Here is a 26,682-nt window from a genome sequence, read left to right on the forward strand (position 1 = left end):
GGCGTATTTGCCTTTTTCTGATCAGAGGGGCAGCCACTTTTCGGCAGCGGATCCTCTGGTGTGCTTGGCTGCCTCAGCTTTGAGGTGGTGCAAGGTTTGAGGCGGTATTTGATGATATGGCTTGGCCCACAGGTGCCGCATCTGGCGGTCTTTGGCGAAGAGGATTTGGGATGGCAGATGCATTGAAGCGATGCATAGGTCTGCCGCTGCTGACGGCCTATGGCGTTGGCGTGATGGTGGGCGCCGGGATTTATGTTCTGGTTGGTGCGGTTGCAGCCGAGGCTGGTGTCTGGGCGCCGCTTGCGTTCCTGCTGGCGGGGGTGATCGCTGCGCCCACCGCACTGAGCTATGCAGAGTTTTCCACCCGACTGCCCGAAGCGGGTGGGGAGGCGGTCTATGTCTCAGAAGGATTGGGGATTCCCAGTCTTGGCGTGTTGATCGGGCTGGCGATTGTGATCACCGGCTCCGTTTCCGGCGCTGCGGTCTTGCGAGGTGGGGCAGGTTATCTGATCGCGATTGTTCCAATCCCTGCCGAACTGGCGATTATGGTGATGGGCGGGCTGCTGATCACGGTGGCATTGATCGGCGTGTTGGAGAGCCTCGCACTGGCGGCGGTCTTTACGGCGGTCGAACTGATTGGTCTGGCGCTGGTCGTCTGGGTTGGTCTGAGTGCGGAACCAGTTGTGGATCTGGCCACCGTCGCGTCGCCGGTCTGGACCGGCGTAGGGGCAGCGGCGGTGCTGGCGTTTTTTGCCTTCATCGGGTTTGAGGACATTGTGAACATGGCCGAAGAGGTGAAGCGCCCTGAAAAGACCCTGCCGCGCGCCATCCTTTTGTCACTGGTGATTACCTCGGCGATCTACGCGGTGGTGGCCTATGCAGCGGTGCGGGCAGTGCCCTTGGCTGATCTTGCGGTCAGTCAGCAGCCGCTGCTGCTGGTCTGGCATCAGGGGGGCACATCCGACGCGGCGACGCCTGCGGTCTTCCTGTCGGTGATTGCGGTGGCGGCGGCCCTGAACGGAGTCTTGGCGCAGATTGTGATGGCGGCGCGGGTGATGTTTGGCATCGGCCGACGCATGCCTGCACTGGCGGTGTTCCATCGCACCAGCGCACGCTTTGGCACGCCCACACTGGCGACCCTGTTGATTGGCGCGCTGGTCACGACGGCGGCGCTGATGCTGCCGGTGTCGTCTTTGGCCGAAGGGGCGTCGACCCTGCTGTTGAGTATCTTTGTTATCGTCAATCTGGCGCTGATCTCGATGAAGCATAAACAGCCAGAGGCGCCGTTCCGCGTGCCGATGGTGGTGCCGGTTCTGGGGCTGTTGGCTGCGCTTGGGGCGTTGGCGGTGAATTTCGGCCTATTGGCACTGATTGCGGGCGGTGCGGCATGAGCCTTGCACTGATCCTGACATGTATCTGGTTTCTGACGGCAAATGTGATGGCGATGTTGCCCTCGCAACGCCGTCACTGGCCGCAAGCCTGGGGATTGATCGTATGTGGAATTCCCATTCTGGGCTTTGTGGTCTATGAGCATGGGCCTTGGCTGGGCCTCTTGGTTCTTGCTGGCGCGATGTCAGTGCTGCGCTGGCCGGTGATCTTTCTGCTGCGGCGGATAAAACGAATGATGAGAAGACGTGATGAAACTGCCTGAAACATTGCCTGAGGTGCGGGGCAAGCTGTCCCATGACAAACGGATGAGCACGCTCACGTGGCTGCGAGTGGGTGGGCCGGCGGATGTGCTGTTCCAGCCGGCTGATCTTGCGGATCTGCAGGCGTTTCTGGCCGCTCTGCCTGCCGATGTGCCGGTGTTCCCGATGGGCGTTGGCAGCAACCTGATTGTACGAGACGGTGGCATGCGGGCCGTCGTCATCCGTCTGGGGCGTGGGTTTAATGAGATTGTGATTGATGGCAACCGCGTCACCGCAGGTGCCGCCGCGCTGGATGCGCATGTGGCGCGCAAGGCGGCAGCGGCGGGGCTGGACCTGACCTTCCTGCGCACCATTCCGGGCGCTGTGGGTGGTGCGGTGCGTATGAACGCTGGCTGCTATGGCGCCTATGTCGCTGACGTTCTGGTCAGCGCCCGTGCGGTGACGCGCAGCGGCGAACTGGTCACGCTAACTCCTGAGGATTTGCAATTCACCTACCGCCAGTCCAGCCTGCCAGAGGGCTGGGTGCTGGTTGATGCCACGTTTGAAGCCCCCGCAGGTGATGCGGCTGAGCTGGAGGCACGGATGGTGGATCAACTGGCCAAGCGCGATGCGACCCAGCCGACAAAAGAACGCAGCGCAGGCAGCACCTTTCGCAACCCGTCGGGGTTCTCTTCGACCGGAAGGGCAGACGATGTGCATGACCTGAAGGCGTGGAAAGTCATCGATGATGCAGGCATGCGCGGCGCCCGAAAGGGTGGGGCGCAGATGAGCGAGAAGCATTCGAACTTCCTCATCAACGCAGGTGATGCGACGGCAGCGGACCTTGAGGGCCTAGGAGAAGAGGTCATAAAAAAGGTTTACGAAAATAGTGGCATCACGCTACACTGGGAAATCATGCGGATCGGTGAATCGCAAACTGAATAAGAGCGCGCAACGCGCCACTACGCGGGAAAAAATATTCCCGCTATAATAATAAAAAATGCAGTGAAAATGGCCGTTTAAACGGTTAGTAGTTTGAGGCAATTTGGGTATGTCGAGCAGGACAAACCCTCTGATCGTCGTCCTGAAAGGGGGCACTTCGGCGGAACGCGAAGTGTCACTGAGTACGGGTCACGAGTGCGCGAAGGCGCTAGAGGGCGAAGGTTTTAAAGTTATTGAGGTCGATGCTGGCCCGGATCTGGCCGTACGGCTGGCAGAAATTGCCCCTGATGTGGTGTTCAACGCGCTGCATGGTCGCTGGGGCGAGGATGGCTGTGTGCAGGGCGTTCTTGAATGGATGCACATTCCCTATACGCATTCCGGCGTTCTGGCGTCCGCCCTTGCTATGGACAAGGAGCGCTCGAAGCAGACCTATGTAGCCGCAGATCTTCCTGTCGCCGCCAGCGTGTTGGCCACCAAGGCAGAGGTGGAGGCCGCGCATGTGATGGCTCCGCCCTATGTGGTGAAACCTTATAACGAAGGCTCCTCTGTCGGGGTGTATCTGGTGAATGAGGCGGCCAATGGCCCGCCGAAACTGTCGGATGACATGCCCGAAGTGTTGATGGTCGAAGCTTTTGTGCCGGGTCGTGAATTGACCGCCACTGTGATGGGCGAGCGCTGCCTTGGTGTGACGGATATCCTCACTGATGGCTGGTATGACTATGATGCCAAGTACAAGACAGGCGGATCGCGCCATGTCTTGCCCGCCGAAGTGCCTGCCGAAATTTACGCCGCTTGCGAAGACTACGCCCTGCGCGCCCACCAGGCGCTGGGATGCCGTGGTGTCAGCCGCACTGATTTCCGCTGGGATGAGGAAAAAGGCCTGTCTGGTCTGATCCTCCTTGAAACCAACACGCAACCAGGGATGACGCCCACATCGCTCAGCCCTGAACAGGCGGCGCTGCAGGGGATGACATTCGGTCAGTTCTGTAGGTGGATGGTGGAGGATGCGTCATGCGACAGGTGACCCCACCGCTGACCAGTCCGCAGCAGATGCAGTCAGACGCGCAGCCGCCGCAGGAACATCTGCCGGGCATGGCGCGTCTGCGCCACAGCAGCCAACAACAGTCCCAACGTCCCGCCATAGATCCAGCGCCGTCGCGCTGGTCTTATCGCTTTCAGCGTCTGATGTTGACACCTCTGTTCCGGTTTGCCCTTCGCGTCGGTCTGCCGATGGGGGCAGCTTTCACGGCTGGCATGCTCTATTTCGCGGACCAAGATCGGCGCGATGGGTTCCGTCTGTGGGTGGCGGATGTGAAGACCAGTATCAAGACGCGACCTGAATTCATGCTGCAAACAATGCAGATCGAAGGCGCAGGAGCGTCGGTGTCACAGGATATCGACGAGGTGATTGCGGTCGATTTCCCTGTCAGTTCCTTTGATCTGGATTTGGACGCTATGCGTCAGCGGCTGGCGGAGCTGCCTGCGGTAAAAGATGTGTCACTGCGCGTGCGTGACGGTGGTGTGCTGCGTGTGGTGATTACTGAACGGGTGCCGCAACTGCTGTGGCGCACCCGTCACGGTTTGGCACTGCTGGACGGGCATGGCAATTACGTAGGCCAGGCCGAAGAGGGCCGCACCGCCTATCCTGCCCTGCCGCTGATTGTCGGTGAAGGTGCCGATCTGGCTGTGCCCGAGGCGCTGGAATTGATTTCTGTATTGGGGCCGTTGGCACCGCGCACCTTGGGGGTTGTGCGCATGGGCGAGCGGCGCTGGGACATCGTGCTGGATCAGGATCAACGCATCCTGTTGCCAGAAGAAGGCGCCGTGCAGGCGTTGCAGCGTGTGATTGCCCTCAATCAGGTGCAGGACGTGATGCAGCGCGATCTGGCGCAGGTGGACGTGCGTCTGGGCGATCGCCCTACCATTCGCATGAACGAAGCCGCAGTGGAACAGTGGTGGCGTAGCAATAAGATCGGGTTCGAGGATTAAGGGTATGTTTGATCTTTATGACAGCCAGCGGGCAATGCGAAACATGCGAAAGGCGGCGATGCAACGGGGCGTCGTGGCCATTTTGGATGTAGGCAGCTCGAAAATCGCCTGTCTGGTGCTGCGTTTTGACGGCACCTCCGGTAGCGGCTTTGAGGCAGAGGGCGTCGGGTCACTTGCAGGGCAGGCGGGCTTTCGCGTTATTGGTGCCGCAACCACCCGTTCGCGCGGGGTGAAGTTCGGCGAAATCAATGCGATGGGTGAAACCGAACGCGCCATCCGCACCGCCTTGCAGGCGGCGCAGAAGATGGCGAACATCCGTGTTGATCATGTGATCGCCTGTTTTTCGGGGGCAGAACCGCGCAGCTACGGTCTGACCGGTGCGATTGATCTGCAGGGGCAGATCGTCAGTGAGCAAGATATTTCGCAGGTCCTGGCCTCTTGTGATGTGCCCGACTACGGCATGGGCCGTGAGGTGCTGCATGCGCATCCGGTGAATTTCTCTCTCGATCATCGCTCTGGCCTGTCGGATCCGCGCGGGCAACTGGGCAATCGCCTGTCCACCGATCTGCACATGCTAACGGTGGATGCGGCGGTTGTGCAGAACCTCGCCCATTGTATCAAGCGCTGCGATATGGAGTTGGCGGGTGTTGCATCCGCCGCTTATGTCAGCGGCATCTCTGCACTGGTCGAGGATGAGCAGGAACTGGGCGCGGCCTGTATCGATATGGGAGGCGGGGCGACCTCGATCTCTATCTTTATGAAAAAACATATGATCTTTGCCGATGCTGTGCGCATGGGGGGGGATCATGTGACCAATGATATTTCCATGGGTCTTTCGGTGCCGCACGCCACGGCGGAGCGAATCAAGACCTTCTACGGTGGCGTTGTGGCCACCGGCATGGACGATCGTGAGATGATCGAAACCGGCGGAGACACCGGTGACTGGGAACATGATCGTCGTTCCGTCAGCCGAGCCGAGCTGATCGGCATCATGCGTCCGCGTGTTGAGGAAATCCTGGAAGAGGCGCGCGCCCGTCTGGATGCCGCAGGGTTTGACCATATGCCCAGCCAACAGATTGTGCTGACCGGTGGTGGCAGTCAGACCCCCGGTTTGGATGGGTTAGCCAGCCGCATATTGGGTCAGCAGGTGCGACTGGGTCGACCGTTGCGCGTGCATGGTCTGCCACAGGCGGCGACCGGTCCTGGCTTTGCGTCTGCGGTGGGGATGTGCCTCTTCGCAGCGAACCCGCAAGACGAATGGTGGGATTTTGAGGCGCCACTGGACCGTACGTCGAACCGGACGTTCAAGCGCGCCATGCGTTGGTTCAAAGAGAACTGGTAAGATCATACGTTACGTCTGCACCCGCGCCGTTGTCATTTTCGGGTGACAGCGGGGCAGGCTGGGGATAACTGTCGGGCGCGATCTGCGAACACGACAGAGGATTTGAGGACGACCGCAGGCCTTCCGGCCAAGATTGAGAAACGAAATATCCGCGTCAACCTGGCTTCATTAAGGACCAGTTTGTGCGTCGATGGCGTCTGGCCGTCAAAAAACCGCTATATCTGCGTCAGTCGGCAAGATCCCGCAGGCACAGTTGGGGAATACCCCATATTTCGTGGCTTTTTTGCGTTTTTTTCGTGACGCATGGGTTGGTTCTCGTTACCATCAAGGGTAATAGGCAGAAAAACACCTGCGCAATGCAGGAACCAGATATCAGGCGGACAGATCCATGACATTGAACCTCTCGGTGCCCGGGCACGATGATTTGAAACCCCGTATCACTGTCTTTGGCGTCGGTGGGGCCGGCGGCAACGCTGTGAACAACATGATCGAAAAAGACCTTTCCGGGGTGGATTTCGTGGTCGCCAACACCGATGCGCAGGCACTGCAACAGTCCAGCGCACAGGCCCGCATCCAGCTGGGCGTGAAGGCCACCGAAGGTCTGGGCGCAGGCGCGCGTGCCACCGTTGGCGCTGCCGCAGCTGAAGAAAGCATTGAACAGATTGTTGATCATCTGGCCGGCGCACACATGTGCTTTATCACCGCCGGTATGGGCGGCGGCACCGGCACTGGTGCAGCTCCGATCATCGCACAGGCGGCCCGTGAGCTGGGTGTGCTGACTGTTGGTGTTGTCACCAAGCCTTTCCAGTTCGAAGGCGCAAAGCGTATGCGCCAAGCGGAAGAGGGCGTCGAAACCCTGCAGAAGATGGTTGATACGCTGATCATCATTCCGAACCAGAACCTGTTCCGTCTGGCCAACGAAAAAACCACCTTCACCGAAGCGTTTTCGATGGCGGATGATGTCCTCTATCAGGGCGTGAAGGGCGTGACTGACTTGATGGTCCGTCCGGGTCTGATCAACCTCGACTTCGCGGACGTTCGCGCCGTGATGGATGAGATGGGCAAAGCGATGATGGGCACCGGCGAGGCAACGGGTGAAGATCGCGCTATTCAGGCCGCTGAGAAAGCGATTGCCAACCCGCTCTTGGATGAAATCTCGTTGCGCGGTGCGAAGGGCGTTCTGATCAACATCACGGGTGGTCATGACCTGACCCTGTTCGAACTGGACGAAGCTGCCAATCGTATTCGCGAAGAGGTGGATCCGGAGGCGAACATCATCGTCGGGTCGACTCTTGATACTGATCTGGACGGAGGCATGCGTGTTTCTGTCGTTGCGACCGGGATCGACGCCTCTGAAATGTTGCAGGACATTCCGGTGCCGCGCCGGTCGATGGCTGCACCTCTGACCCAGACCACCAGCGTCGAAGAGGCGAAAGCCGCTCCCGCCCCGGAGCCTGCTGCGCCAGCCCCAGTTGCGCCGACCATCGAAACCGTGCAGCCGGTACAGGCTCAAGCGCAGTCTCAAGTGCAGTCTCCGAGTCCCGCAGACGGTCCGGCTGAACCGAGCCTGTTTGGTGATCTGGACGCACAACAAGCTGCTGCGCAGGAGCAGATGGAAGATATTTTCCAAGAAGATCACGCGCCCCAGCAATTCCAGCAGCCTGTGCAACAGCAGTCCTTTGCCCCTCAAGACAACGATCTGCCGCCGCCGGCCTACCAGCCGCAGCCGCAGTTCCAGCCGCGCGCCGATGCAATTGAAGCCCGCCCCGAGGATACCGCGGCTCAATTTGTTGCACCGCAAGCCGCCCCTGCCGGTCAACCTTCGCCAGAGGCGATGGCCCGTCTGCAAGCAGCCGTGCACAACCAGCCCAAGGTTCAGCAGCAGCCTGTTCACCAGCAGCAACCTTTGCAGCAGCGTCAGTCGCAAGAACCGGCAGAGCAGGAACGCCCGCGCTTTGGCTTGAATTCGCTGATCAACCGCATGACCGGCCACGCTGCCGAGCCGCAGCAGCCTGCCCAGCAGCGCGCGCAGCCCTCGATGGGAATGCCTGCACAGCAGGCCCAACAGGTGCAGCATGCACAGCAGGTGCAGCCGGAATATGAGGATGAGGTTGAACAAGACCGCATTGAGATCCCGGCCTTCCTGCGTCGTCAGGCAAACTAACGTAACGACACGACTAATCCTGTAAGGTTTGTTACAGAAAATTGAGCCGCCTTCGGGCGGCTTTTTTCGTTTTTTATTAGTGCCTTATTGAATTTTGAGCGGATTTCGGCGCACGGGTAAAACCGATGTTTCAATACGTTGCAAAGATTGAGTTGAGGCGGGCGGGGCACGGATGTACCAAGATGCCGCACCTGCGCAATCGGGTGCCAATATTTGGGGACTATCGTGCAAAACACCGTGACACAGCCGGTCACATTCACCGGCGTAGGGCTACATTCCGGGCAACCGGTCCAAATGACTGTCCGTCCGGCTGCGCCGGGCACAGGTATCTGGTTCCGTCGTACCGATGTAACCGATCGTGATCCGATGCTCCCCGCGCGTTATGATGCTGTGAACCAATCCCCGCTGTGCACTCTGCTGGAAAACGGTGACGGCACTACGCTGTCGACTGTCGAACACATCATGGCTGCTCTGGCGGGCTGCGGTATTCACAATGCGCAGATCGATGTTGATGGTCCAGAGGTTCCGATTCTCGACGGCAGCTCGGCGCAGTTTGTGCGTGAGCTCCTGACCGCTGGCCTTGAGCCGCAAGACGCGCCGGTACAGGTGATTGAGGTGCTGAAACCGGTAGAGGTTCGCAAGGGGGATGCTTGGGCGCGTCTGACACCTGCGGATGAGTTGCGTATTGATTTCCACATCGACTTTGCTGTTGCCGCTATTGGTGTGCAGGAAAAGCATCTGCGGATGGCCAATGGTGCCTTCGTTCGCGAATTGAGCGATAGCCGCACCTTCTGCCTGCGCTCTGAGGTGGACTGGATGCAGGAAAACGGTCTGGCTCTTGGTGGCGTGGCTGGCGAAAATGCCGTGGTTTTTGACGGCGCCCTGGTCGAAAGCGGCAAGGGGTTGCGTCACATGGATGAGCCTGTGCGCCATAAAATGCTGGATGCTCTGGGCGATCTGGCACTGGCCGGCGCGCCGCTGCTCGCCCATTATACCGGCCACCGTGCCGGTCATGGCATCACCAACGATCTGCTGCGTGCGCTGTTTTCTCGTCCCGATGCCTACCGTATTGTGACCTGTGACACCGCCATGATGGACCGTTTGCCAGGCGCAGGCGTGCATCTGGACGAAGTGCCCGCAATCCTCTGATCCCTCACATTACCTGTCTGACAGGGCAGGGCTGTGTCATGCGTCACAACACGCGCGGCGCACCGAAAAGTGATCGGTGTGGCGGAAACCTTGTATCTTCAACACCCTTGGACACAAAGATAAAAGCGGCTGGCCGCTGTTTTGGCGCGAAAGCGGGCGGCGTTCTGGCGAAATCCCGCCAAAGACGTTTTGCACCGCAATTATCTGTGCTAGGACCACAGGACGCATCGCGATATGACAGCGGTGGAAGTGCAGATAAGGGTGAGGCAGATCATGACAGGCAGCACGTCGCGGATCGGGTCGGGCAAACGGGGCATTGCGGTGCTCCTGCTTGTGACGGCGCTGGCAGGCTGTGGCACCGATGCGGCGCTTGACCGCGGTGAGGTGCCGCTGGAGGAATTCAGCGCCGAGCAGATCTTTGGTCGCGGTGAATACGAATTAGAACGCCGCAAGCCAGATCGCGCCGCCTTCTATTTCGCTGAGATTGAGCGTCTTTACCCCTATTCCGAATGGGCCAAGCGTGGCGTGATCATGCAGGCGTTTTCCTATCATAAAGACAAGGATTACGAAAACAGCCGTGGCGCTGCACAGCGCTATATCGATTTCTACCCGCTGGAAGAAGATGCAGCCTATGCACAGTACCTGCTGGCGCTGAGCTATTATGACCAAATCGACGAAGTGGGTCGCGATCAGAAGGTGACATTTGAAGCGCTGCAGGCCCTGCGCGTTGTGATCGAACGCTACCCTGACAGCGAATACGCCCGTTCTGCGGTGCTGAAGTTTGATCTGGCCTATGATCACCTTGCTGGCAAAGAGATGGAAGTGGGCCGCTATTACCTGCGTCGTAATCATTTCCCTGCGTCGATCAATCGATTCCGTGTCGTTGTCGAAGAATTCCAGACAACCAGCCATGCCGCTGAGGCGCTCCATCGACTTGTGGAGGCTTACCTGTCCCTTGGCCTGACCGATGAGGCACAGACCGCAGGGGCGATTCTGGGCCATAACTTCCGCTCGACGGTATGGTATGAAGACAGTTACAAATTGCTGACCGGACGCGGGCTGGATCTTGAGGCACAGGGCGACAACTGGTTGAACCAGATCTATCGCCAGACCCTGCAGGGCAAGTGGATCTGATCTACTCCCTGTGTTTTGGTCCAAATAATGGCCCACACCTCGGGGCGAGCAGGAATAGGACATAAGATATGCTGCGTGCGCTTGAAATTCGCGACATGCTGATCATCGACCGGCTGGATCTGGACTTTCAGCCGGGTCTTAATGTGCTGACCGGTGAAACCGGCGCTGGTAAGTCCATCCTTCTTGATTCGTTGGGCTTTGTGCTGGGCTGGCGTGGACGCGCCGAACTGGTGCGCGCCGGTGCCGATCAGGGTGAGGTGGTCGCCGTTTTTGATTTGCCCGAAGGCCACGCGGCCCACGCTGTACTGGATGAGGCGGGCATGCCCTCCGATGGCGAAGAACTGATTCTCCGCCGCATCAACCGTAAGGATGGGCGCAAGACCGCATGGGTCAACGATCGCCGTTGTTCAGGTGAGGTGTTGCGCCAGCTGTCCGAAACTCTGATGGAAATGCACGGGCAGCATGATGATCGTGGTCTTCTGGATCAGAAAGGCCACCGTAGTCTGCTGGATGCGTTCGGGTCCTATGAGGGCAAACAGGTGAAGGTGCGCAAGCTGTGGCGTGATCTGTCGGCGGCGCGTAAGACGCTTGCGTTGGCAGAGGCGGCCATCGCTGACATCCGCGCTGAAGAAGAGTTTCTGCGCCACGCGGTCGCCGAATTTGACGCGCTGGACCCACAACCCGGCGAAGAGGCGGCACTAGACGCCCAACGTCGTCAGATGCAGGCGGCGGAGAAAGTGCGGGAAGATGTGGCACGGGCCTTTCAGGCGCTGTCCGGTGACGGGGCAGAGGGTGCGATGGGGGACGCGATGCGCTGGCTGGAAGATGCGGCGCAACAGGTTGATGGACTTCTCGACAGTCCGATTGATGCACTGGGACGGGCCTTTGCTGAATTGGGCGAGGCGGTGCAGGGGGTTGAGGGCGCATTGGACCAACTGCGTTTTGACCCGCATGAACTGGAAATCTGCGAAGAACGCCTGTTCGCAATGCGTGGACTGGCTCGTAAACACAGCATTGTGCCGGATGATCTGGCGAAGTTTGGCAGCGATCTGCGCACCCGTCTGAAGACACTGGATCAGGGTGAGGGGGATCTGGCCGACCTGACGCTGGCGGTGAAAGAGGCAGAGGCGGCTTATGACATCGCGGCCGTCGCTTTGACAGAGGCGCGGATGAAAGCTGCGGCGAAGCTGGACAAGGCCGTGTCTAACGAACTGGCGCCGCTGAAAATGGAGCGTGCAGTGTTCACCACGGGCGTGACATTGACCGAGGCCGGGCCGGAAGGCCGCGACGAGGTGGCCTTTACCGTCGCGACCAACCCCGGTGCACCGGCTGGGCCTTTGGGCAAGATTGCCTCGGGCGGGGAGCTTAGCCGGTTCCTTTTGGCACTGAAGGTCTGCCTCAGTCAGACGCAATCGGGTGTCACTATGATTTTTGATGAGATTGACCGTGGTGTGGGCGGCGCTACGGCCGACGCGGTCGGGCGGCGTCTGTCGGCGCTGGCAGATGGCGGTCAGGTACTGGTTGTGACCCATTCGCCGCAGGTGGCTGCATTGGGCGCGCATCATTGGCGGGTGGAGAAGCAGGTGAAAAAGGACGTCACCACCTCCCGCGTTGTGCCGCTGGATGAGGGAGAGCGTGTAGATGAGATCGCCCGCATGGTCGCTGGTGATCGTATCACAGAAGAGGCACGCGCCGCCGCTAAATCGCTTCTGGCGGCACGCTGATACCTGTTAACCCATGTCTGGGTGGCGGAAATTGAGGGGTCAAATTCCGATCTGCTCTCTGGTGTCAGAAAGCGCGACCTTATCCGTCGCGCAGCAGTTTTCCGGGGTTCATGAGGTTCTTGGGATCAAGCGCCTGTTTGATATCGCCCATCACGTCCCAAGCGTCGCCATGTTCAGCCTCCATATAGGCTTTCTTGCCCAGCCCGATCCCATGTTCACCCGTCGCCGTGCCACCCAGCGCCAGCGCGCGTTCGACCAGACGATGGGACAGATCCTTGGCCGCTCGCACCTCATCCTCTTTGGCCGGATCAAACAGCAGGATCGCATGGAAATTCCCGTCGCCCACGTGACCCAGAATAGGCCCGGTGATCGGCGAGGCGGCGATGTCAGCGCGGGTGTCTTCCACCGCTTCGGCAAGGCGCGAGATGGGCACGCAGATGTCGGTCACAATCGCCGTACAGTCAGGCCGTGATTGCAAGATCGCCCAATAGGCGTGGTGTCGCATGGTCCAGAGTGCGCTTCTATCCTCGGGCTTGTCAGCCCATGCAAACCCCTTGCCGCCCGTGTCGGTGACCACATCGCCAAAGACTTCCGCCTGCTCTTTCACCCCGGCCTCTGATCCGTGAAACTCTACCAATAGATGCGGGTAGAGGGGCAGGCTGGTGTTGGAATGGGCGTTGACCGCAGCGACACTGGCGGCGTCCAGAAATTCGATCCGCGCCATCGGCACGCCCATCTGAATGGTGGTCTGCACCGCCTCCACCGCAGTGGCCATATCGTCAAAGGCGCAGACGGCAGCGCTTACCGCTTCGGGCTGGCCGTGCAGGCGCAGGGTCAGGGCTGTGATCAGGCCCAGCGTACCCTCAGCCCCCACAAACAGTCCCGTCAGGTCATACCCGGCCGAGGATTTGCGCGCCCGCGTTCCGGTTTGGATCACGCGGCCATCCGCCAGTACCACCTCCAGCCCCAGCACATTGTCGCGCATGGTGCCGTAACGCACTGCCGTGGTGCCACTTGCGCGGGTCGAGGCCATGCCGCCGATCGAGGCATTGGCGCCGGGATCGACCGGAAACATCAGGCCGGTCGCGCGCAATTCCTCGTTCAGCGCCTCGCGGGTGATGCCGGGCTGAACGGTGACGTCCATATCCTCAGCCCCTAGATGCAGCACAGCTGCCATATCGCGGAAGTCCACGGTGACACCGCCATTTACTGGTAGCGTCTGTCCCTCCAGCGAGGTGCCCGCGCCATAGCCGATCACCGGACAGTCATGCGCGGCGCAGATTTTCACGATCTCTGCCACCTCCTCGGTGCTGCGCGGATAGGCGACGGCATCGGGCGGTGTCATGGGGAAATGCGTCTCGGATCCGCCATGTTGCTGCAGATCAGGCTTGGACCGGCTAAGCCGTTGTCCTAAAAAGGTGGAAAGCGCCACAAGTGCTGTTTCGATGCCCATCTTGCTCCTCCTGCGTTTGGCGGCAGACTAGGGGATCGCCGCAGCGCGTGCCAGAGGGGCAGGGCAGCTTTAGCGACCAGACCGTAGCCGTACGGTAAAGGAGGGGACATGCCCGACGGAATTCGCACGTCTGTGATCCGGTTGACCGGCGATCTGCTGCGCTCTTTCGTTGAGGCCTACCGTTTGATGCGCCGTCAAGGTCCCAGTCAGGTGCAATTCTGGTTGATTGCTGCCTGTATCGGCACTTTTGCTGGTTTTGCCGCCCTCAGCTTCCGTAAAGGGATCGAAACGTTACAGGCCTTTCTCTATGGCACGGATGATGTGGCGCGCCTGCACAGTTTTGCAGAAACGCTGCCGTGGTACTGGATCCTGCTGCTGCCCATTGCAGGCGGGTTCATCACCGGCTGGATCCTGCACCTGTTCACACCAGACGGGCGGGTACGGTCGGTGGCCGATGTGATTGAAGGCGCCGCGATGCATGAGGGGCGGGTGGAATACCGCGCGGGGATAGCATCGCTCTTTGCCTCGTTGATCACGCTGTCCTCTGGTGGTTCCACAGGGCGCGAGGGACCGGTGGTCCATGTGGCCGGCATGGTGTCGAGCCGTGTCAGCGATTGGATCCGCGCCGATGGGATTACTGGCCGTGATCTGTTGGGGTGTGCAGTGGCGGCGGCGGTTTCTGCCTCTTTCAACGCGCCGATCGCGGGGGCGCTTTTTGCACTTGAGGTGGTGTTGCGCCACTTCGCGGTGCATGCCTTTGCACCGATCGTGATTGCCTCGGTTGCGGGGACCATCATAAACCGGTTGGAATATGGCGGCGTGACCGAATTTCTGCTGCCAGAGGCAAACGTGTTGGAGTTCTATGTTGAACTGCCCGCGTTCATTCTCCTCGGTCTGCTGTGCGGGTTGGTGGCGACCATACTGATGCGTACGGTGTTTTATGCCGAGGATGTTGGCAATCTTATTCAGGACCGCACAGGCATGCCGCGCTGGCTGCGCCCGACGCTGGCAGGTGCGATGCTGGGTGTCATCGCCATCGCTTTTCCCCATATAATCGGGGTCGGATATGAAACTATGTCGGCGACATTGACCGGCCAGATCCTCTTGTGGCAGGCGATCGCCTTTGCTGCGGTGAAGGTTGTTGCGGTGGCGATCACTATGGCGGGCCGCATGGGCGGCGGTATGTTCTCACCCTCGCTGATGGTGGGGGCGCTCACGGGGCTGGCTTTCGGCCTCATCGCCACCAGCATCTTTCCCGAAGTGTCCGGCGCACACACGCTCTATGCTCTTGCGGGGATGGGGGCGGTGGCAGCAGCGGTGCTGGGCGCGCCGATTTCCACCACGATGATCGTTTTTGAAATGACTGGTGACTGGCAAACTGGGTTGGCGGTGATGGTGGCGGTGTCCCTTTCGACCGCGCTCGCCTCTCGTTTGGTGGACCGTTCTTTCTTCCTCAGTCAGCTGGAACGGCGCGGAGTCTGCGTCGCCGCAGGTCCGCAATCTTACCTGTTGTCGATGTTCAACGCCGCCGCCGTGATGCGCGCACCCGAAGATCCGGGCGCTGCGGATATGGCGCGGTGCCGCGAAATGGTTGACGACGGCATAACACTCGCTGCCGATGCGACCCTCCGCGAGGCGATGCCGCTGTTTGATAAGGCCGGTGTGCCTTTCATCCCCGTGGTCATGACACCAGAGGGCGAAGAGGCGCCAATCATCCTTGGCGCGCTGTTTTATGTGGATGCTCTGAAAACCTACAATCGTGCACTGGCCGCAACGGCTGCAGAGGAACACAGTTAGGCGGCTGCCTTTCAATGATCCCTAAAATACGCCCGCCGCAGGCATAGCGTTGACCGCGTTAAAACGTTGGTCGGGTGAGCCTCAGCCACAAGATCGCAAGCGCCACGAAAAACGCGGGAAAACTGCAGGCGAACCAGATGCGGAAAGGGGCGTGCCTTGGCCTCGTCACTCGTCAGGTCGGCGATGGTGCCGCTGGCGATGTCACCACGGGCACAAGGTCACCACGGGCACAGGCACAAATGACCGCGCTCAGGTCGCCAAGAGCAACAGTTTGGAACGGACTATCCGTCATCAACCGCCATTCCACCAGCAGCAGGGCAGCAGCTGCGCGCAACAGGCCTGTGCCACCATAAGCCTTGTGTCCCAGAACCCGTGTTGGGCGCAGGATCCGGCAGGCCTGTCCGGTTGTGCGGCGTTCTTGGCAGGGTCCCGCGGGACCGATGTGCCTTCTTTCATTTTGGGGTTAAACCCGCTCCACCGCCAGTTTTTCACCGGTGGAGAAGGCCAGATGCCCCTTGATCCGCGCGGCTGTCTCGCTGGGGGCATCATAGCTCCATGCGGCATTTTCCAGCGTGGTGGATTTGGTTACGATAGAAAAGAAGTTGGCGGTGCCCTTCGCGACATCTTCGGCTTGTTTGTCGCTCTCGTCGAGGAAGGCCATCGCGATATCTTCGCGCGGGAAGTAGATCACTGGATCGGCGTTGCCTTCGCTCAGTTCCAGCACATTCTTGCTTTCGCCCAGTACGGCGCCACCGGCGCGGACGACCCAAGTGCCTTCGGCTTTGCGAATGGTGATATCGGTCATGGTCTTCTCCCCTAATTCCTGCGCACCGCTTTGCCTGTTGATTGTTACACCAATATGTCAGGCCCACCTGCGCGGTGCCGACTGTTTGCTGCAAAAATACGCACATTCCAGCGCTCGACGGCGCTTTAGGGGCAAAACAGCAAGACAGGCAAAGGCTCATCGCCTGTCTTTTGCATTTTTGACGATCTCAGGCGGCTCTTATAGCGGCGCCGTCATCTGGGCCAACCATAGTGCAGCTTCATCACTAAGCCGAGGGCTGATTTTGTCGCGGCACGTAACGTGATAGGCGTTGATCCAGTCACGTTCTGCGGTTGACAGCATGTCTGCGTCGATCAACCGGCGGTCAATTGGCACATATGTCAGTGTTTCAAATTGCAACATCGGCCGTGCGTCAGCACCTGCCAGTGCGGGGGCTTCCGTCACAACGATCAGGTTTTCGATCCGAATGCCAAAGGCGCCTTCGCGGTAATAGCCTGGTTCATTTGACAGGATCATGCCGGGGTGCAGCACTTCGATATTGCGGCGGCTGATGCCCTGTGGCCCCTCATGTACACAAAGGTAGGATCCAACGCCGTGGCCGGTCCCGTGATCATAATCAAGGCCCGCTGCCCACAGCGGGGCACGGGCAAAGCCGTCTATGTCGCGCCCGCTGAGGCCACGGGGGAAGCGTAGCTGTGAAATGGCGATCATGCCCTGCAACACGCGGGTGAAGCATGCCTTCTCCTCTGCGCCTACGGTGCCTGCGGGTAGGGTGCGGGTGATGTCGGTGGTGCCATCGACGTATTGCCCGCCGCTGTCCAGCACCACCAGATGGCCATCCTGCAGTGTCGCATTCGTCGCCTCTGTCACACGGTAGTGGATCACCGCACCATTTGGTCCGGTGCCAGAGATGGTGTCAAAACTGATCTCTTCCAGTGCGTTTGTCGCCGTGCGGTATCCCTCTAGCTGGCGGACCAGATCAATCTCGCGCAACGCGCCAACCGGTTGCGCGTCATACCAACTGAGGAATTCACACATTGCCGCGCCGTCGCGCAGGTGCGCCTCGCGGCTGCCCGCAATCTCGACGCTGTTCTTGCACGCCTTCGGCAGGATCGCGGGATCGCGGCCAAGGCTAATCTGCGCCGTACCAGCCTCCAGCGCGCGCTGCACTGCAAGCGGCACGCTGTTTTTGTCCAGCCGCACGGTGCCTGTCAGTCGGCCCAACGTATCGACAAACGCCTCAGGCGCATGCACGATAACCTCATCACCCAGATGCGCATACACCTCTGGTGACAGTTTCGCCGCCTCGATGAACAGATCAACCTGCGCATCGCTGTGCACCACGGCGAACCCATGCGCCACCGGATTGCGGGGAATATCGCTGCCACGGATGTTCAGCAGCCAGGCCAGAGAATCCGGCAGGGTGATCACCGCTGCATCCTCGCCTTTGCGACGCAGATCGGCGGCTACGGTTTGCCGTTTGTTGCCATGGGACAGGCCTGCGCGGGCGATATCCTGCACACGCACCAGACCAAGCGGGGCGTCTGGTTGATCGGCCCAAATGACATCCACCAGATTATTCAACTCGCGCAGCGCAATCCCGCTGCCCGCCAGTGCGGCCTCCAGCGCGACAATTTCGCCCACTGTGTGCAGCCACGGATCCAAACCGACAGTGCCCCCCGTAGGCAATTGCTGTCGCAACCATGCGGCCAGGGAGGTTTCCGGCCAAGGCACAGGGGCGAAGTGGTGCAGATCCACCTGCGCCTTCACCTGCGTGCGGTAGCGCCCGTCGATGAACACGCCCGCCACATTGCGCAGCGCCGCGCAGAATCCTGCCGATCCGGTAAAACCGGTCAGCCACGCCAGCCGATCATCTCGCGGCGCAACATATTCGCCCTGATGCACATCCGCGCGCGGCACCAGAAACCCATCCAACCTCTCACGGTCCAAAACCTCGCGCAGATCGGCCAGCCGGGCAGGGCCTTGTTCGGGACGGGCAGTTTCATGAAAGCTCTGGAACATGGGCGCGGCGCCTTCCTTTTCACTGTTTTAAAAATATCCCCGCCGGAGGCATCAAAGTGCATAGCGCAGCGGCAGAAGCCAAAACGCGCGCCTCATGTCGGGCGCGCGGTTGGAACTTAACAATCAGTCGCCGCTTAGCGGCCTTTTTTCATGCCCATGGTGCGGGCACGGGCACGGGGATCCTGATCAAACAGGCCTGCCAGCTGTTCGGTCATCGCACCGGCCAGCTGTTCGGCGTCCGTAATCGTCACCGCGTGCTGATAATAGCGCGTCACATCGTGGCCGATGCCGATGGCGATCAGTTCGACCTGTTTGCGCTTCTCCACCATGTCGATCACATCGCGCAGGTGTTTCTCAAGGAAGTTCTGTGGGTTCATCGCCAGTGTGGAATCATCCACGGGCGCGCCGTCGGAAATCACCATCAGGATTTTGCGGGCCTCAGGCCGTGCCAGCATCCTGCGGTGCGCCCATTCCAGCGCCTCACCGTCGATGTTTTCCTTCAGCAGGCCCTCTTTCATCATCAGACCAAGGTTGTCCTTGGTCCGGCGCATCGGTGCGTCTGCCTTTTTGTAGATGATGTGGCGCAGATCGTTCAGACGGCCCGGCTGCTGGGGGCGTCCTTCGGCCAGCCATTTTTCGCGGCTCTGGCCACCTTTCCACTGACGGGTGGTGAAACCCAGAACCTCGACCTTCACGTCGCAACGCTCAAGGGTAGAGGCCAGAACATCCGCACAGATTGCCGCGATCGAAATCGGGCGACCGCGCATGGAGCCTGAGTTGTCCAGCAGCAGCGTCACCACGGTGTCGCGGAATTCAGTATCCTTCTCCACCTTGAACGACAGCGGCGTTGTGGGGTTGGCAACCACGCGGGCCAGACGACCCGCGTCCAGAATGCCCTCTTCCATATCAAATAGCCAGCTGCGGTTCTGCTGCGCCTGCAGGCGGCGCTGCAGTTTGTTGGCCAGACGGCTGACCGCGCCTTTCAGCGGTTCCAGCTGTTGATCGAGGTACGCGCGCAACCGTTCCAGCTCGGCGGGTTCGGCCAGTTCTTCGGCCAGTACTTCCTCGTCGAAACTGTTGTCGAAAACGGTATAATTCGGATCGGCCTCTGACGCAGGCGCAGGGGCGGGCGGTTCCAGTGGTGCCTCGCCATCAGGCAGCTCGGTGTCGTCATCCAGCTCTTCGTCGGCCAGATCATCCATGCTGACCTGCGCCTCAGATTTGTCCTGCTGTTCTTCCTGACTGCGCTCGGGATCTGCTTCGGCCTCTTGATCGTCCTGATCATCCTGACCTTCGCTGTCCTGTTCCTGCTGTTCGTCCTGATCCTCTTCGGCCTCGTCTTCGGGATCATCGTTGTCTTCGTCAGGATCTTCGCCCAGCTGATCGCCGTACCCTAGGTCTTCGATCATTTGGCGGGCCAATTTGGCAAATTGTGACTGATCGGCCAGACGGTCTTGCAGATTTTCAAGCGTGTCTGTCGCACGCTGTTCGATGAAGTCGCGCCACATCCCCATCACGTTGTCAGCGGCAGGCGGCAGGTCGCGGCCCGTGGCCAGATGGCGGATCAGATAGCCCGCAGCGACGGGCAGGGGCGCATCGGCTGGCACTTTGATCTGGTCATAGCCTGCGCGGCGCGATTCCGAGTCGATCTTGGCGTCAATATTCCCAGCGGTGCCGGGCATGTCGCGGGCCCCCATCGCCTCGCAGCGTGCAGTTTCCATCGCCTCGTAGATTGACCGCGCCATGTCGCCGGGGGGCGCATAGCGGGCGTGGGTGGCGTTGTCGTGATATTTGCGCTGCATCGCCAAGGCATCCGCCGTGCCGCGGGCCAGCAGCACCTCATCGCGGGTCATACGACGGCTGACTTGCGGCAGCCGGATGGTGTCACCTGCCATGCCCGCCGGATCGACCGTGTAGGCGACGTTCAGGTCGGGATCATCGGCCATGACCTTGGTGGCCTCGGCGAGGGCCTTTTTGAACGGATCGGCTGGGTTGTCAGTCGGTTTTTTCATGTCGTCTTCGCCTGCGGTTTCACACGCGGTTGAACGCGGTATTGCGTCGCTCCGTCCCCCAAGTGCACCGTCCGAGGATGGGCGGATGCAAAGCGCCCGACCTCAGGGGGGGGGCGGGCGCTGCCCGACCTTAGGGGGCCGGGCTGTCTGTCTTTAGCTGTGCCTAGCTATGATTAGCCAAGGCTCATGCTGGCCGCGCTTTCGGGCAGTTCTTCGTCAAAGCAGCGCTGATAGAACTCTGCCACAGTTTGACGTTCCAGCTCATCACATTTGTTGAGGAAGCTCAGGCGGAACGCATAGCCAACGTTGCGGAAAATCTCAGCATTCTGTGCCCAGTTGATCACGGTACGCGGCGACATGACGGTGGACAGGTCGCCGTTCATGAACGCGGTGCGGGTCAGATCCGCCAGCGTCACCATCTGACCGATGGTCTTGCGGCCTGCTTCGGTGTTGTAATGCGGGTTCTTTGACAGGATGATATTGGTTTCCGCGTCATGGCTGAGGTAGTTCAGCGTCGCGACCAGCGACCAACGGTCCATCTGCGCCTGGTTGATCTGCTGTACACCGTGGTAGAGACCCGTGGTGTCGCCCAGACCGACAGTGTTTGCGGTGGCAAACAGGCGGAAATAGGGGTTCGGGGTGATCACTTCGTTCTGGTCCAGCAGCGTCAGTTTCCCGTCTGCTTCCAGAATACGCTGGATCACAAACATCACGTCCGCACGGCCTGCATCATATTCATCAAACACAATCGCAGTCGGGTTGCGCAGTGCCCAGGGCAGAATGCCTTCGTGGAATTCGGTGACCTGTTTGCCGTCGCGCAGTTTGATCGCATCCTTACCGATCAGGTCGATCCGGCTGATGTGACTGTCGAGGTTCACACGCACGCAGGGCCAGTTCAGACGTGCGGCAACCTGTTCGATGTGGGTGGATTTACCGGTGCCGTGGTAGCCCTGCACCATCACACGGCGGTTGCGTGAGAAGCCTGCCAGAATGGCCAGTGTGGTTTCAGGATCGAACTTGTAGGTCGGATCTACCTCTGGCACGCGGTCGGTGCGTTCGGCAAAGCCCTTTACGGTCATGTCGGTGTCAATGCCGAAGACATCACGAACCGAGATATCTTCGGTGGGTTTTGCGTTCTGGTCCATCATGCCGTCGGCCATGGGTAATCCTTCTCGTACCTGTTCGGGTTGGGCAGGTTTATTGCCCTAAATCAACGTCTGAACAGCAACATATCGACGAAGCGGCGAAGGGAAAGGATAAAAGCGACAACAGTGGGTGAAAAGTGACTGTCGGTCCGTGAAATTGCGGATTTCCTAGCGGCATTCCCTCATTTCGCGAGTCAGTGTGGCGACCAATTCAGCGGCTGGCATGGCGCGGACACGCGCCGCGCCGCTGCCTGCCCAATGGGCGCCGTAGCTGGTATCGCCCTTGGCTTTGGCGGCGGCCATCAGTGCCTTGCCAGCATCATAGGTGTGCGGATATCCCGGTGTTTTCAGGCCGTTAGTTGCGCCCCATGCTGTAAAGGTGTTGGGCAGGGCCCGCGCCGGACGACCGGACAGGGCACGGGTGAATTCGGTGTTGTTTGCCGCGTCTGAGGTGAGGGCGGCACGGTAGCCTGCATCGGCGGAAGTTTCAGGGCAGAGGATAAAGGCCGTGCCCAGCTGCACCAGGTCGGCGCCGGCATTTAGGGCATGGGCGCAATCTGACCCATCCATCATGCCGCCCGCAGCAATCAGCGGCAGATCGGTCAGCGGACGGATACGTTTCAGTAGGTCCAGTGTGCTGAGGTGTTCATCTGCGGCCTCTGGGTCAAAACAGCCGCGATGGCCGCCTGCCTCATCCCCTTGCAGCACAATCGCGTCAATCCCAGCCTCTATACAGGCGCGGGCCTCTGACGTGTTGGTGGCGCTGGCGAATAGGGTGATGCCTGCGCCTTTCAGCGTTGCAAGGGTCGATGCCTCCGGCAAACCGAAGTGGAGAGAGACAACTGTGGGGCGTTCTTGCGTCAGCATTTCGATCCGTGCGGGATCAGAGAGGAAGGACTGGTAAATTTCACGCAAAGCCGTTGGCGGGAGGGCATCAAAACGGGCGAATTCTGGCGCCATCGCGTCCAGCCATGCCTGCGTAACGGCCTGATCCGGCAGCTCGGGCTGATGGCAGAAGAAGTTGGCATTCAGACAAGTCGCGCCCAGTGCCCGCGCTTCGCGGATTGCCGCGCGCGCACTCTCTGCATCCACGGAGCCGAGTCCAAGAGACCCCATGCCCCCGGCCTGACAAACCGCTGCCGCCAGTTCCGATGTCGCAACCCCCGCCATAGGCGCCTGAATGATCGGTGTGCTGAGGCCAAGTGCCGCTTGCAGCGATGTATTTTGTGTCATTGGGGACCTCCTGCACATTAGCCTGAGGCCTGATCGCCGTGGTTGCAACGAAAAAGCGGAGTGTCGCGCACCTTGGTACCGCCGCGTCAGAGAGACCAAGACCAAAGTTCCGTCTGTAGCAATCAAAAGGGGTGTCAAATTGACATGGTTTACCGCGTGCAACGGCATATGTTACGCCTACTTTTGATTGATTTATTGAACGAAAGTTTTGAGGGCGATTATGCTTTATCTTCTGACAGCGATGGGCCTTTTGGGGGCTGCATTTATTGCGGGTGATGGCGATGATCAGATTGTGGGAACGCAGGATGATGACGCTGTTGATGCGGGTGCAGGTGATGATCAGGTGCAGGGCCATGGTGGCGATGACCTGATTCAGGGCGGTTCGGGCAATGACGTGCTCGATGGCGGCACTGGCAACGATTCGTTGGTTGGCGATCGCGGTGAAGACACGCTGCAAGGTGGCGAAGGTCACGATGTACTGCAAGGGGGCGACGGGTCTGACCTCTTGTCCGGTGGCGATCAGAACGACAGCCTTTATGGCAGTGCAGGGGCGGATACGCTGATCGGTGGTGCTGGCCTTGACCTGCTGAATGGCGGCGGCGGTGATGACATTCTGCGCGGCGATTTCGGGGACACGCTTATTGGCGGCGGGGGCGACGACCAGCTGCTTGTCGGTGGTGAGGCAGATTCAGGTCAGGCGGGCGTGCTGCGCGGCGGCAATGGCGATGACCTGTTGGTTGCACCGTCGGTGAATGCGGGCGTCGTGCGTGCAGATGCTGGTGATGACGTCATTGTCCTCTCCGGTGGCGCCGAAGCGCAGGGTGACGCGGGTGCCGACCACTTCCTGATCGATACCACGCTGGACGCGGATGAGGCGACGGGTGTCATTCGGGACTACACCCCCGGTGAAGACGTGGTCGGTCTGGTCTTTGACCCTGCCGAGGTGTCGCTGGATCAGATCGACGTGTCGATCACTGATTACCTGAATGCCGAAGGCGCCCAGGCCGGTGTTCTGGTCGAGTTTACCGGTATTGATGGCGCCGTACTGGGCCGCGCGCTTCTGGCCGACCCTGGTCTGAGTGCTGAAGACATCAGCGCGGATGACATCGTCCTGTCAGAACAGAGCAGCGATGCATACTGGCAGGCGTTGCTGGATGCAAAGGCCTCAGCCGCAGTTGACAGCGCCGCTTGAGACGCCGTCGGAGATAAGGTGCTCTAACGATATCAAAAAACCGCGCCCTATCAGGCGCGGTTTTCTATTTTTGGGACCGACAGTTTGGGACCGACAGTTTGGGACCGACAGTTTGGGGCTGACCGCGGTAAGGCAGATGTCAGAGGAAGTTGCGGCTGTCTTTTAGCTGATCCCAGGCCCACATGACCTCTTGCAGCTGATCTTCCTGAGAACGGTCGCCGCCGTTCATATCGGGGTGCAGCACCTTGATCAGTTTCTTATAGGCTTTGCGGATCTCGGCCTTGGACATGGTGTCCTGCACGGCGAGGATTTCGACCGCCTTGCGCTCGATCGCAGGCAGACGACGACCGGCACCGGCGTTGCGGCCGGGGTTCTGTGTGGCGTTGCCGCCCAGTACCTGATGCGGGTCCTCAATGCCCAGACGTGCCCATGCCCGGGCTTCGGGGTCGGTGGCCTTCTTCGTCTCACGCTCCCACACTTTGTCACTGGAGCGCTGCGCGTTGGTTTCGGCTTCAGTCTTGCCGTCAAAGAAGCTCCACTGCGCGTTATATTCCTTCACGTGCTCCTTACAGAACCAACGGAATTCATCCAGCACATCAGGCGCTTTCGGCGCGCGGTATGACCCTGCCTCGGTGCAGCCATCGTGTTCACACTGACGTGTGGACGTTTCGGATGCGCCGGACATGGTTCGGCGTCCACGGGGGTTCTTTTTCTTTGCCGATTTGATCGACATGTCGAACCCGAAGGGATCAGATTTATCCATGAAATCACCTTTTCGACTCGGACTGCAGATAATAGACCAATTCGAATTGAGGTGAAGGAGAAACTGTCGCTGTCATGACATTTTTACAACCGGTCGGCGGGGATGTGCAGAGGATAGGCCGCTGGCCAATATGACTGTCAAAACCCAGTGTGTCGATGGCCAGATCTGTGGTGTGTTGCATGGTGATGATGGGATGTTGGGCGGTATGCATCAAGAGGTGATGCGCGCCTTATGTGACGCTGCGGGGGGACCGAGGCGGATCTTCCTGTTTTTCAAGGCCCATGCCGATGTGGCGAAAGCCTATGTAAAAAGAAGATGAAGAAAGCGCAGAAATATCCAGCAAACGGGCTTGCAATCCCCGTTTGGGGCCTGTAAATCGCCCCACAGTGCCGCCTTAGCTCAGTAGGTTAGAGCGCTGGATTGTGGATCCAGAGGTCCCCCGTTCGAGCCGGGGAGGCGGTACCATTTACCCCCTATATAATAGACAATCTGCAGCAAAAAGCGCGTGCTTTATGCGATGTCTGGATATGATTTCGGGCTGTTTTTTCGCACGTGTTGTCAGACGCGTGCCATCGGTTATTTGCCTCTGCTAATCCCCTGTTTTGTGCATCCTAAAGTTCAGATTCTACGGTATCATGTCGCCTAAGGTATTGAGGTGACCGGGTTTGTTACAAAACTTCATCATTTGCGTCACAGAACTGTCGTTCCGTCGCCGTAGGTCCAGCGCCATACACAGGGGATCATTTCGGCGTGACCAAGACCGAACTCTCCTGTGGTGGGTCCACGCTGCGTGTGCCGACAAAAGGACACTTGGGGGCTGCCCCTTCTTGGAGAGACAGAGATGAGCTTTTACAAAACTGCAAGCCTGAGCGTTGCGCTGAGCATGACCGCTGGCGTCGCATTCGCTGAAACCGAAATCACCTGGTGGCACGCAATGGGCGGCGCGCTGGGCGACACCGTCAACCAGATCGCGGCCGACTTTAACGCCAGCCAGGATGACTACAAAATCACCCCCGTCTTCAAAGGCACCTATGAAGAAACCCTGACCTCCGGCATCGCCGCCTTCCGTGCCGGTGAACAGCCCCACGTTTTGCAGGTGTTTGATGCAGGCGCCGCCACCGTGATCGGTGCCAAGGGCGCAACCATCCCGGTTCAGGATCTGCTGGCCGACAACGGCGTTGCGTTTGACATCAACGACTATATCGCGGGTGTGCGTTACTTCTACGCCGACACCGAAGGCAAGATGATCGGCATGCCGTTCAACTCCTCCACTCCGATCATCTATTACAATGTAGATGCTCTGGAAAAAGCCGGTGTTTCCGCGCCTAAAACTTGGGAAGAGTTTCAGTCCACCACCGCGCCTGCGCTGAAGGCCGCTGGCTACACTGCACTGGCCCAGTCGCATCTGCCGTGGATCTTCACAGAAAACTTCATGTCGCGTCACAACCTGCCGTTTGCCACCAACGACAACGGCTATACCGGCACGGATACCAAAATTCTGGTGAACAATGACGCCATCAAAGCGCACTTCACCGCTGTGACTGAGTGGCAGAAAGAGGGCTACTTTGAATGGTTCGGTACCGGTTGGGGCGACAACCAGTCGAAGTTCGAAGAGGGCGAAGTGGCCATGTGGCTGGGCTCTTCCGGCTCCTTCGGTGGTCTGCTGAAGAAAGACCTGCCATTTGAGTTTTCCGCCACTTATCTGCCCTACTGGGAAGGCGTGACCAAAGAGCCGACCCAAACTTTCATCGGTGGCGCGTCGCTGTTCGCAATGGCCGGTAAATCCGCAGAAGAAAACAAAGCCACCGCTGAATTCTTCCGCTTCCTGACCTCGTCCGACACCCAGTACTACTGGCACAAAGCCACCGGTTATGTTCCCGTGACCGAAGCCGCCTATGAAAAAGCTGCCGCGGATGGCCACTACACCCGCTTCCCCGCCGCAGAGGTTGGTGTGAAACAGCTGCAGCTGCCCGCAGGTGAGAACACCAAAGGCTACCGCATGGGCTTCTACGTGCAGATCCGCGACGTGATGAACCGTGAATACGGCCGCATCCTGACCGGTGAAACAGACGTAGACACCGCGTTCGCCAACATCGAAGTCGAAGCCAACAAACTGCTGGCCCGCTTCGCCAAAACCCAGAAGTAATCACTGGTTTTGAAACGAAACACGCTGGTGGCTGCGTATCAACGCAGCCACCAGTTTCTACTT

General features: G+C 59.5%; 21 protein-coding genes and 1 tRNA gene. 15 read left to right on the forward strand and 7 right to left on the reverse strand.

The genetic code is table 11. The features are described 5' to 3' along the window. Nucleotides 1-170 precede the first annotated feature (170 nt). The 10 genes from MHM86_RS14595 to recN all read left to right on the forward strand — a co-directional run bounded on the left by MHM86_RS14595 (nucleotide 171) and on the right by recN (nucleotide 12,072). Nucleotides 171-1,391, forward strand: coding sequence for an APC family permease (locus MHM86_RS14595; RefSeq protein ID WP_239200830.1), 1,221 nt, complete (start codon nucleotides 171-173; stop codon nucleotides 1,389-1,391). Further along, on the forward strand, nucleotides 1,388-1,651 hold the full coding sequence (locus MHM86_RS14600) for a DUF2484 family protein (protein WP_239200831.1): 264 nt from the start codon (nucleotides 1,388-1,390) through the stop codon (nucleotides 1,649-1,651). Before MHM86_RS14595 ends, MHM86_RS14600 begins: the two co-directional genes overlap by 4 nt. Beyond that, complete coding sequence (murB, locus tag MHM86_RS14605) at nucleotides 1,638-2,573, forward strand: UDP-N-acetylmuramate dehydrogenase (RefSeq protein WP_239200832.1); 936 nt, start codon at nucleotides 1,638-1,640, stop codon at nucleotides 2,571-2,573. The genes MHM86_RS14600 and murB overlap by 14 nt, the downstream gene beginning before the upstream one ends. A gap of 100 nt (nucleotides 2,574-2,673) precedes the next feature. Continuing rightward, entirely contained in the window at nucleotides 2,674-3,594 is a 921-nt protein-coding gene (locus MHM86_RS14610; protein ID WP_239200840.1) for a D-alanine--D-alanine ligase, read from the forward strand. After that, on the forward strand, nucleotides 3,582-4,559 hold the full coding sequence (locus tag MHM86_RS14615) for a cell division protein FtsQ/DivIB (protein ID WP_370644171.1): 978 nt from the start codon (nucleotides 3,582-3,584) through the stop codon (nucleotides 4,557-4,559). The genes MHM86_RS14610 and MHM86_RS14615 overlap by 13 nt, the downstream gene beginning before the upstream one ends. Nucleotides 4,560-4,563: 4 nt before the next feature. Further along, the gene (gene ftsA, locus MHM86_RS14620) at nucleotides 4,564-5,901 is read left to right on the forward strand and encodes a cell division protein FtsA (RefSeq protein ID WP_239200842.1); all 1,338 of its coding nucleotides are present in this window, start codon (nucleotides 4,564-4,566) and stop codon (nucleotides 5,899-5,901) included. 388 nt (nucleotides 5,902-6,289) lie between these two features. Then, a complete protein-coding gene (ftsZ, locus tag MHM86_RS14625) occupies nucleotides 6,290-8,065 on the forward strand; it encodes a cell division protein FtsZ (protein ID WP_239200843.1) in 1,776 nt (591 codons plus the stop codon). A 225-nt stretch (nucleotides 8,066-8,290) separates the two neighbouring features. Beyond that, entirely contained in the window at nucleotides 8,291-9,214 is a 924-nt protein-coding gene (gene lpxC, locus MHM86_RS14630; RefSeq protein ID WP_239200844.1) for a UDP-3-O-acyl-N-acetylglucosamine deacetylase, read from the forward strand. A 273-nt stretch (nucleotides 9,215-9,487) separates the two neighbouring features. Further along, on the forward strand, nucleotides 9,488-10,348 hold the full coding sequence (locus MHM86_RS14635) for an outer membrane protein assembly factor BamD (RefSeq protein WP_239200845.1): 861 nt from the start codon (nucleotides 9,488-9,490) through the stop codon (nucleotides 10,346-10,348). Nucleotides 10,349-10,416: 68 nt separating this feature from the next. After that, on the forward strand, nucleotides 10,417-12,072 hold the full coding sequence (gene recN / locus MHM86_RS14640) for a DNA repair protein RecN (RefSeq protein ID WP_239200846.1): 1,656 nt from the start codon (nucleotides 10,417-10,419) through the stop codon (nucleotides 12,070-12,072). A gap of 79 nt (nucleotides 12,073-12,151) precedes the next feature. Here the strand turns inward: recN and MHM86_RS14645 are convergent, their stop codons facing one another. After that, a complete protein-coding gene (locus MHM86_RS14645) occupies nucleotides 12,152-13,525 on the reverse strand; it encodes an FAD-binding oxidoreductase (protein ID WP_239200847.1) in 1,374 nt (457 codons plus the stop codon). A gap of 108 nt (nucleotides 13,526-13,633) precedes the next feature. Here MHM86_RS14645 and MHM86_RS14650 point away from each other — a divergent pair, with 108 nt between their 5' ends. Then, nucleotides 13,634-15,322: a chloride channel protein gene (locus MHM86_RS14650; RefSeq protein ID WP_370644172.1), complete on the forward strand. Its 1,689-nt coding sequence runs from the start codon at nucleotides 13,634-13,636 to the stop codon at nucleotides 15,320-15,322. Nucleotides 15,323-15,785: 463 nt separating this feature from the next. On the opposite strand, the gene MHM86_RS14655 is transcribed toward MHM86_RS14650, so the two are convergent. The 5 genes from MHM86_RS14655 to MHM86_RS14675 form a co-directional block, all read right to left on the reverse strand. After that, on the reverse strand, nucleotides 15,786-16,127 hold the full coding sequence (locus MHM86_RS14655; protein WP_239200848.1) for a DUF427 domain-containing protein: 342 nt from the start codon (nucleotides 16,125-16,127) through the stop codon (nucleotides 15,786-15,788). 198 nt (nucleotides 16,128-16,325) lie between these two features. Next, nucleotides 16,326-18,128 carry an aminopeptidase P family protein gene (locus MHM86_RS14660; RefSeq protein WP_239200849.1) on the reverse strand — a complete coding sequence of 601 codons (1,803 nt, stop codon included), beginning with the start codon at nucleotides 18,126-18,128 and terminating at the stop codon, nucleotides 16,326-16,328. Between the two features lie 134 nt (nucleotides 18,129-18,262). After that, entirely contained in the window at nucleotides 18,263-20,140 is a 1,878-nt protein-coding gene (cobT, locus tag MHM86_RS14665; RefSeq protein ID WP_239200851.1) for a cobaltochelatase subunit CobT, read from the reverse strand. Nucleotides 20,141-20,313: 173 nt separating this feature from the next. Next, the gene (cobS, locus tag MHM86_RS14670) at nucleotides 20,314-21,300 is read right to left on the reverse strand and encodes a cobaltochelatase subunit CobS (protein WP_239200852.1); all 987 of its coding nucleotides are present in this window, start codon (nucleotides 21,298-21,300) and stop codon (nucleotides 20,314-20,316) included. Nucleotides 21,301-21,453: 153 nt separating this feature from the next. After that, nucleotides 21,454-22,518, reverse strand: a complete 1,065-nt coding sequence (locus tag MHM86_RS14675; RefSeq protein ID WP_239200853.1) for a nitronate monooxygenase family protein — start codon at nucleotides 22,516-22,518, stop codon at nucleotides 21,454-21,456. A 220-nt stretch (nucleotides 22,519-22,738) separates the two neighbouring features. On the opposite strand from MHM86_RS14675, the gene MHM86_RS14680 reads away from it, so the two are divergent. Next, nucleotides 22,739-23,710, forward strand: a complete 972-nt coding sequence (locus MHM86_RS14680) for a calcium-binding protein (protein WP_239200854.1) — start codon at nucleotides 22,739-22,741, stop codon at nucleotides 23,708-23,710. Nucleotides 23,711-23,849: 139 nt separating this feature from the next. On the opposite strand, the gene MHM86_RS14685 is transcribed toward MHM86_RS14680, so the two are convergent. Beyond that, on the reverse strand, nucleotides 23,850-24,473 hold the full coding sequence (locus tag MHM86_RS14685) for a J domain-containing protein (RefSeq protein ID WP_239200855.1): 624 nt from the start codon (nucleotides 24,471-24,473) through the stop codon (nucleotides 23,850-23,852). Nucleotides 24,474-24,603: 130 nt separating this feature from the next. Between MHM86_RS14685 and MHM86_RS14690 the strand changes: the two genes are divergently transcribed. From MHM86_RS14690 to MHM86_RS14700, 3 genes are all read left to right on the forward strand, one after another. Next, on the forward strand, nucleotides 24,604-24,792 hold the full coding sequence (locus MHM86_RS14690; RefSeq protein WP_239200856.1) for a hypothetical protein: 189 nt from the start codon (nucleotides 24,604-24,606) through the stop codon (nucleotides 24,790-24,792). Nucleotides 24,793-24,861: 69 nt separating this feature from the next. Continuing rightward, nucleotides 24,862-24,938: transfer RNA gene (locus MHM86_RS14695), tRNA-His, on the forward strand. Nucleotides 24,939-25,314: 376 nt separating this feature from the next. Next, the gene (locus MHM86_RS14700; protein ID WP_239200857.1) at nucleotides 25,315-26,619 is read left to right on the forward strand and encodes an extracellular solute-binding protein; all 1,305 of its coding nucleotides are present in this window, start codon (nucleotides 25,315-25,317) and stop codon (nucleotides 26,617-26,619) included. Nucleotides 26,620-26,682: the final 63 nt, after the last annotated feature.

Source organism: Thalassobius sp. Cn5-15 (assembly GCF_022347685.1).
Taxonomy (GTDB): Bacteria; Pseudomonadota; Alphaproteobacteria; order Rhodobacterales; family Rhodobacteraceae; genus Thalassobius.

What these genes read in the sequence shown, in the direction of transcription:
- MHM86_RS14595 (WP_239200830.1), top strand. Translation starts at nt 171, where the DNA reads ATGGCAGATGCATTGAAGCGATGCATAGGTCTGCCGCTGCTGACGGCC.
- MHM86_RS14600 (WP_239200831.1), top strand. Translation starts at nt 1,388, where the DNA reads ATGAGCCTTGCACTGATCCTGACATGTATCTGGTTTCTGACGGCAAAT.
- murB (WP_239200832.1), top strand. Translation starts at nt 1,638, where the DNA reads ATGAAACTGCCTGAAACATTGCCTGAGGTGCGGGGCAAGCTGTCCCAT.
- MHM86_RS14615 (WP_370644171.1), top strand. Translation starts at nt 3,582, where the DNA reads ATGCGACAGGTGACCCCACCGCTGACCAGTCCGCAGCAGATGCAGTCA.
- ftsA (WP_239200842.1), top strand. Translation starts at nt 4,564, where the DNA reads ATGTTTGATCTTTATGACAGCCAGCGGGCAATGCGAAACATGCGAAAG.
- ftsZ (WP_239200843.1), top strand. Translation starts at nt 6,290, where the DNA reads ATGACATTGAACCTCTCGGTGCCCGGGCACGATGATTTGAAACCCCGT.
- MHM86_RS14635 (WP_239200845.1), top strand. Translation starts at nt 9,488, where the DNA reads ATGACAGGCAGCACGTCGCGGATCGGGTCGGGCAAACGGGGCATTGCG.
- recN (WP_239200846.1), top strand. Translation starts at nt 10,417, where the DNA reads ATGCTGCGTGCGCTTGAAATTCGCGACATGCTGATCATCGACCGGCTG.
- MHM86_RS14645 (WP_239200847.1), bottom strand. Translation starts at nt 13,525, where the DNA reads ATGGGCATCGAAACAGCACTTGTGGCGCTTTCCACCTTTTTAGGACAA.
- MHM86_RS14650 (WP_370644172.1), top strand. Translation starts at nt 13,634, where the DNA reads ATGCCCGACGGAATTCGCACGTCTGTGATCCGGTTGACCGGCGATCTG.
- MHM86_RS14655 (WP_239200848.1), bottom strand. Translation starts at nt 16,127, where the DNA reads ATGACCGATATCACCATTCGCAAAGCCGAAGGCACTTGGGTCGTCCGC.
- MHM86_RS14660 (WP_239200849.1), bottom strand. Translation starts at nt 18,128, where the DNA reads ATGTTCCAGAGCTTTCATGAAACTGCCCGTCCCGAACAAGGCCCTGCC.
- cobT (WP_239200851.1), bottom strand. Translation starts at nt 20,140, where the DNA reads ATGAAAAAACCGACTGACAACCCAGCCGATCCGTTCAAAAAGGCCCTC.
- cobS (WP_239200852.1), bottom strand. Translation starts at nt 21,300, where the DNA reads ATGGCCGACGGCATGATGGACCAGAACGCAAAACCCACCGAAGATATC.
- MHM86_RS14675 (WP_239200853.1), bottom strand. Translation starts at nt 22,518, where the DNA reads ATGACACAAAATACATCGCTGCAAGCGGCACTTGGCCTCAGCACACCG.
- MHM86_RS14680 (WP_239200854.1), top strand. Translation starts at nt 22,739, where the DNA reads ATGCTTTATCTTCTGACAGCGATGGGCCTTTTGGGGGCTGCATTTATT.
- MHM86_RS14685 (WP_239200855.1), bottom strand. Translation starts at nt 24,473, where the DNA reads ATGGATAAATCTGATCCCTTCGGGTTCGACATGTCGATCAAATCGGCA.
- MHM86_RS14690 (WP_239200856.1), top strand. Translation starts at nt 24,604, where the DNA reads ATGACTGTCAAAACCCAGTGTGTCGATGGCCAGATCTGTGGTGTGTTG.
- MHM86_RS14700 (WP_239200857.1), top strand. Translation starts at nt 25,315, where the DNA reads ATGAGCTTTTACAAAACTGCAAGCCTGAGCGTTGCGCTGAGCATGACC.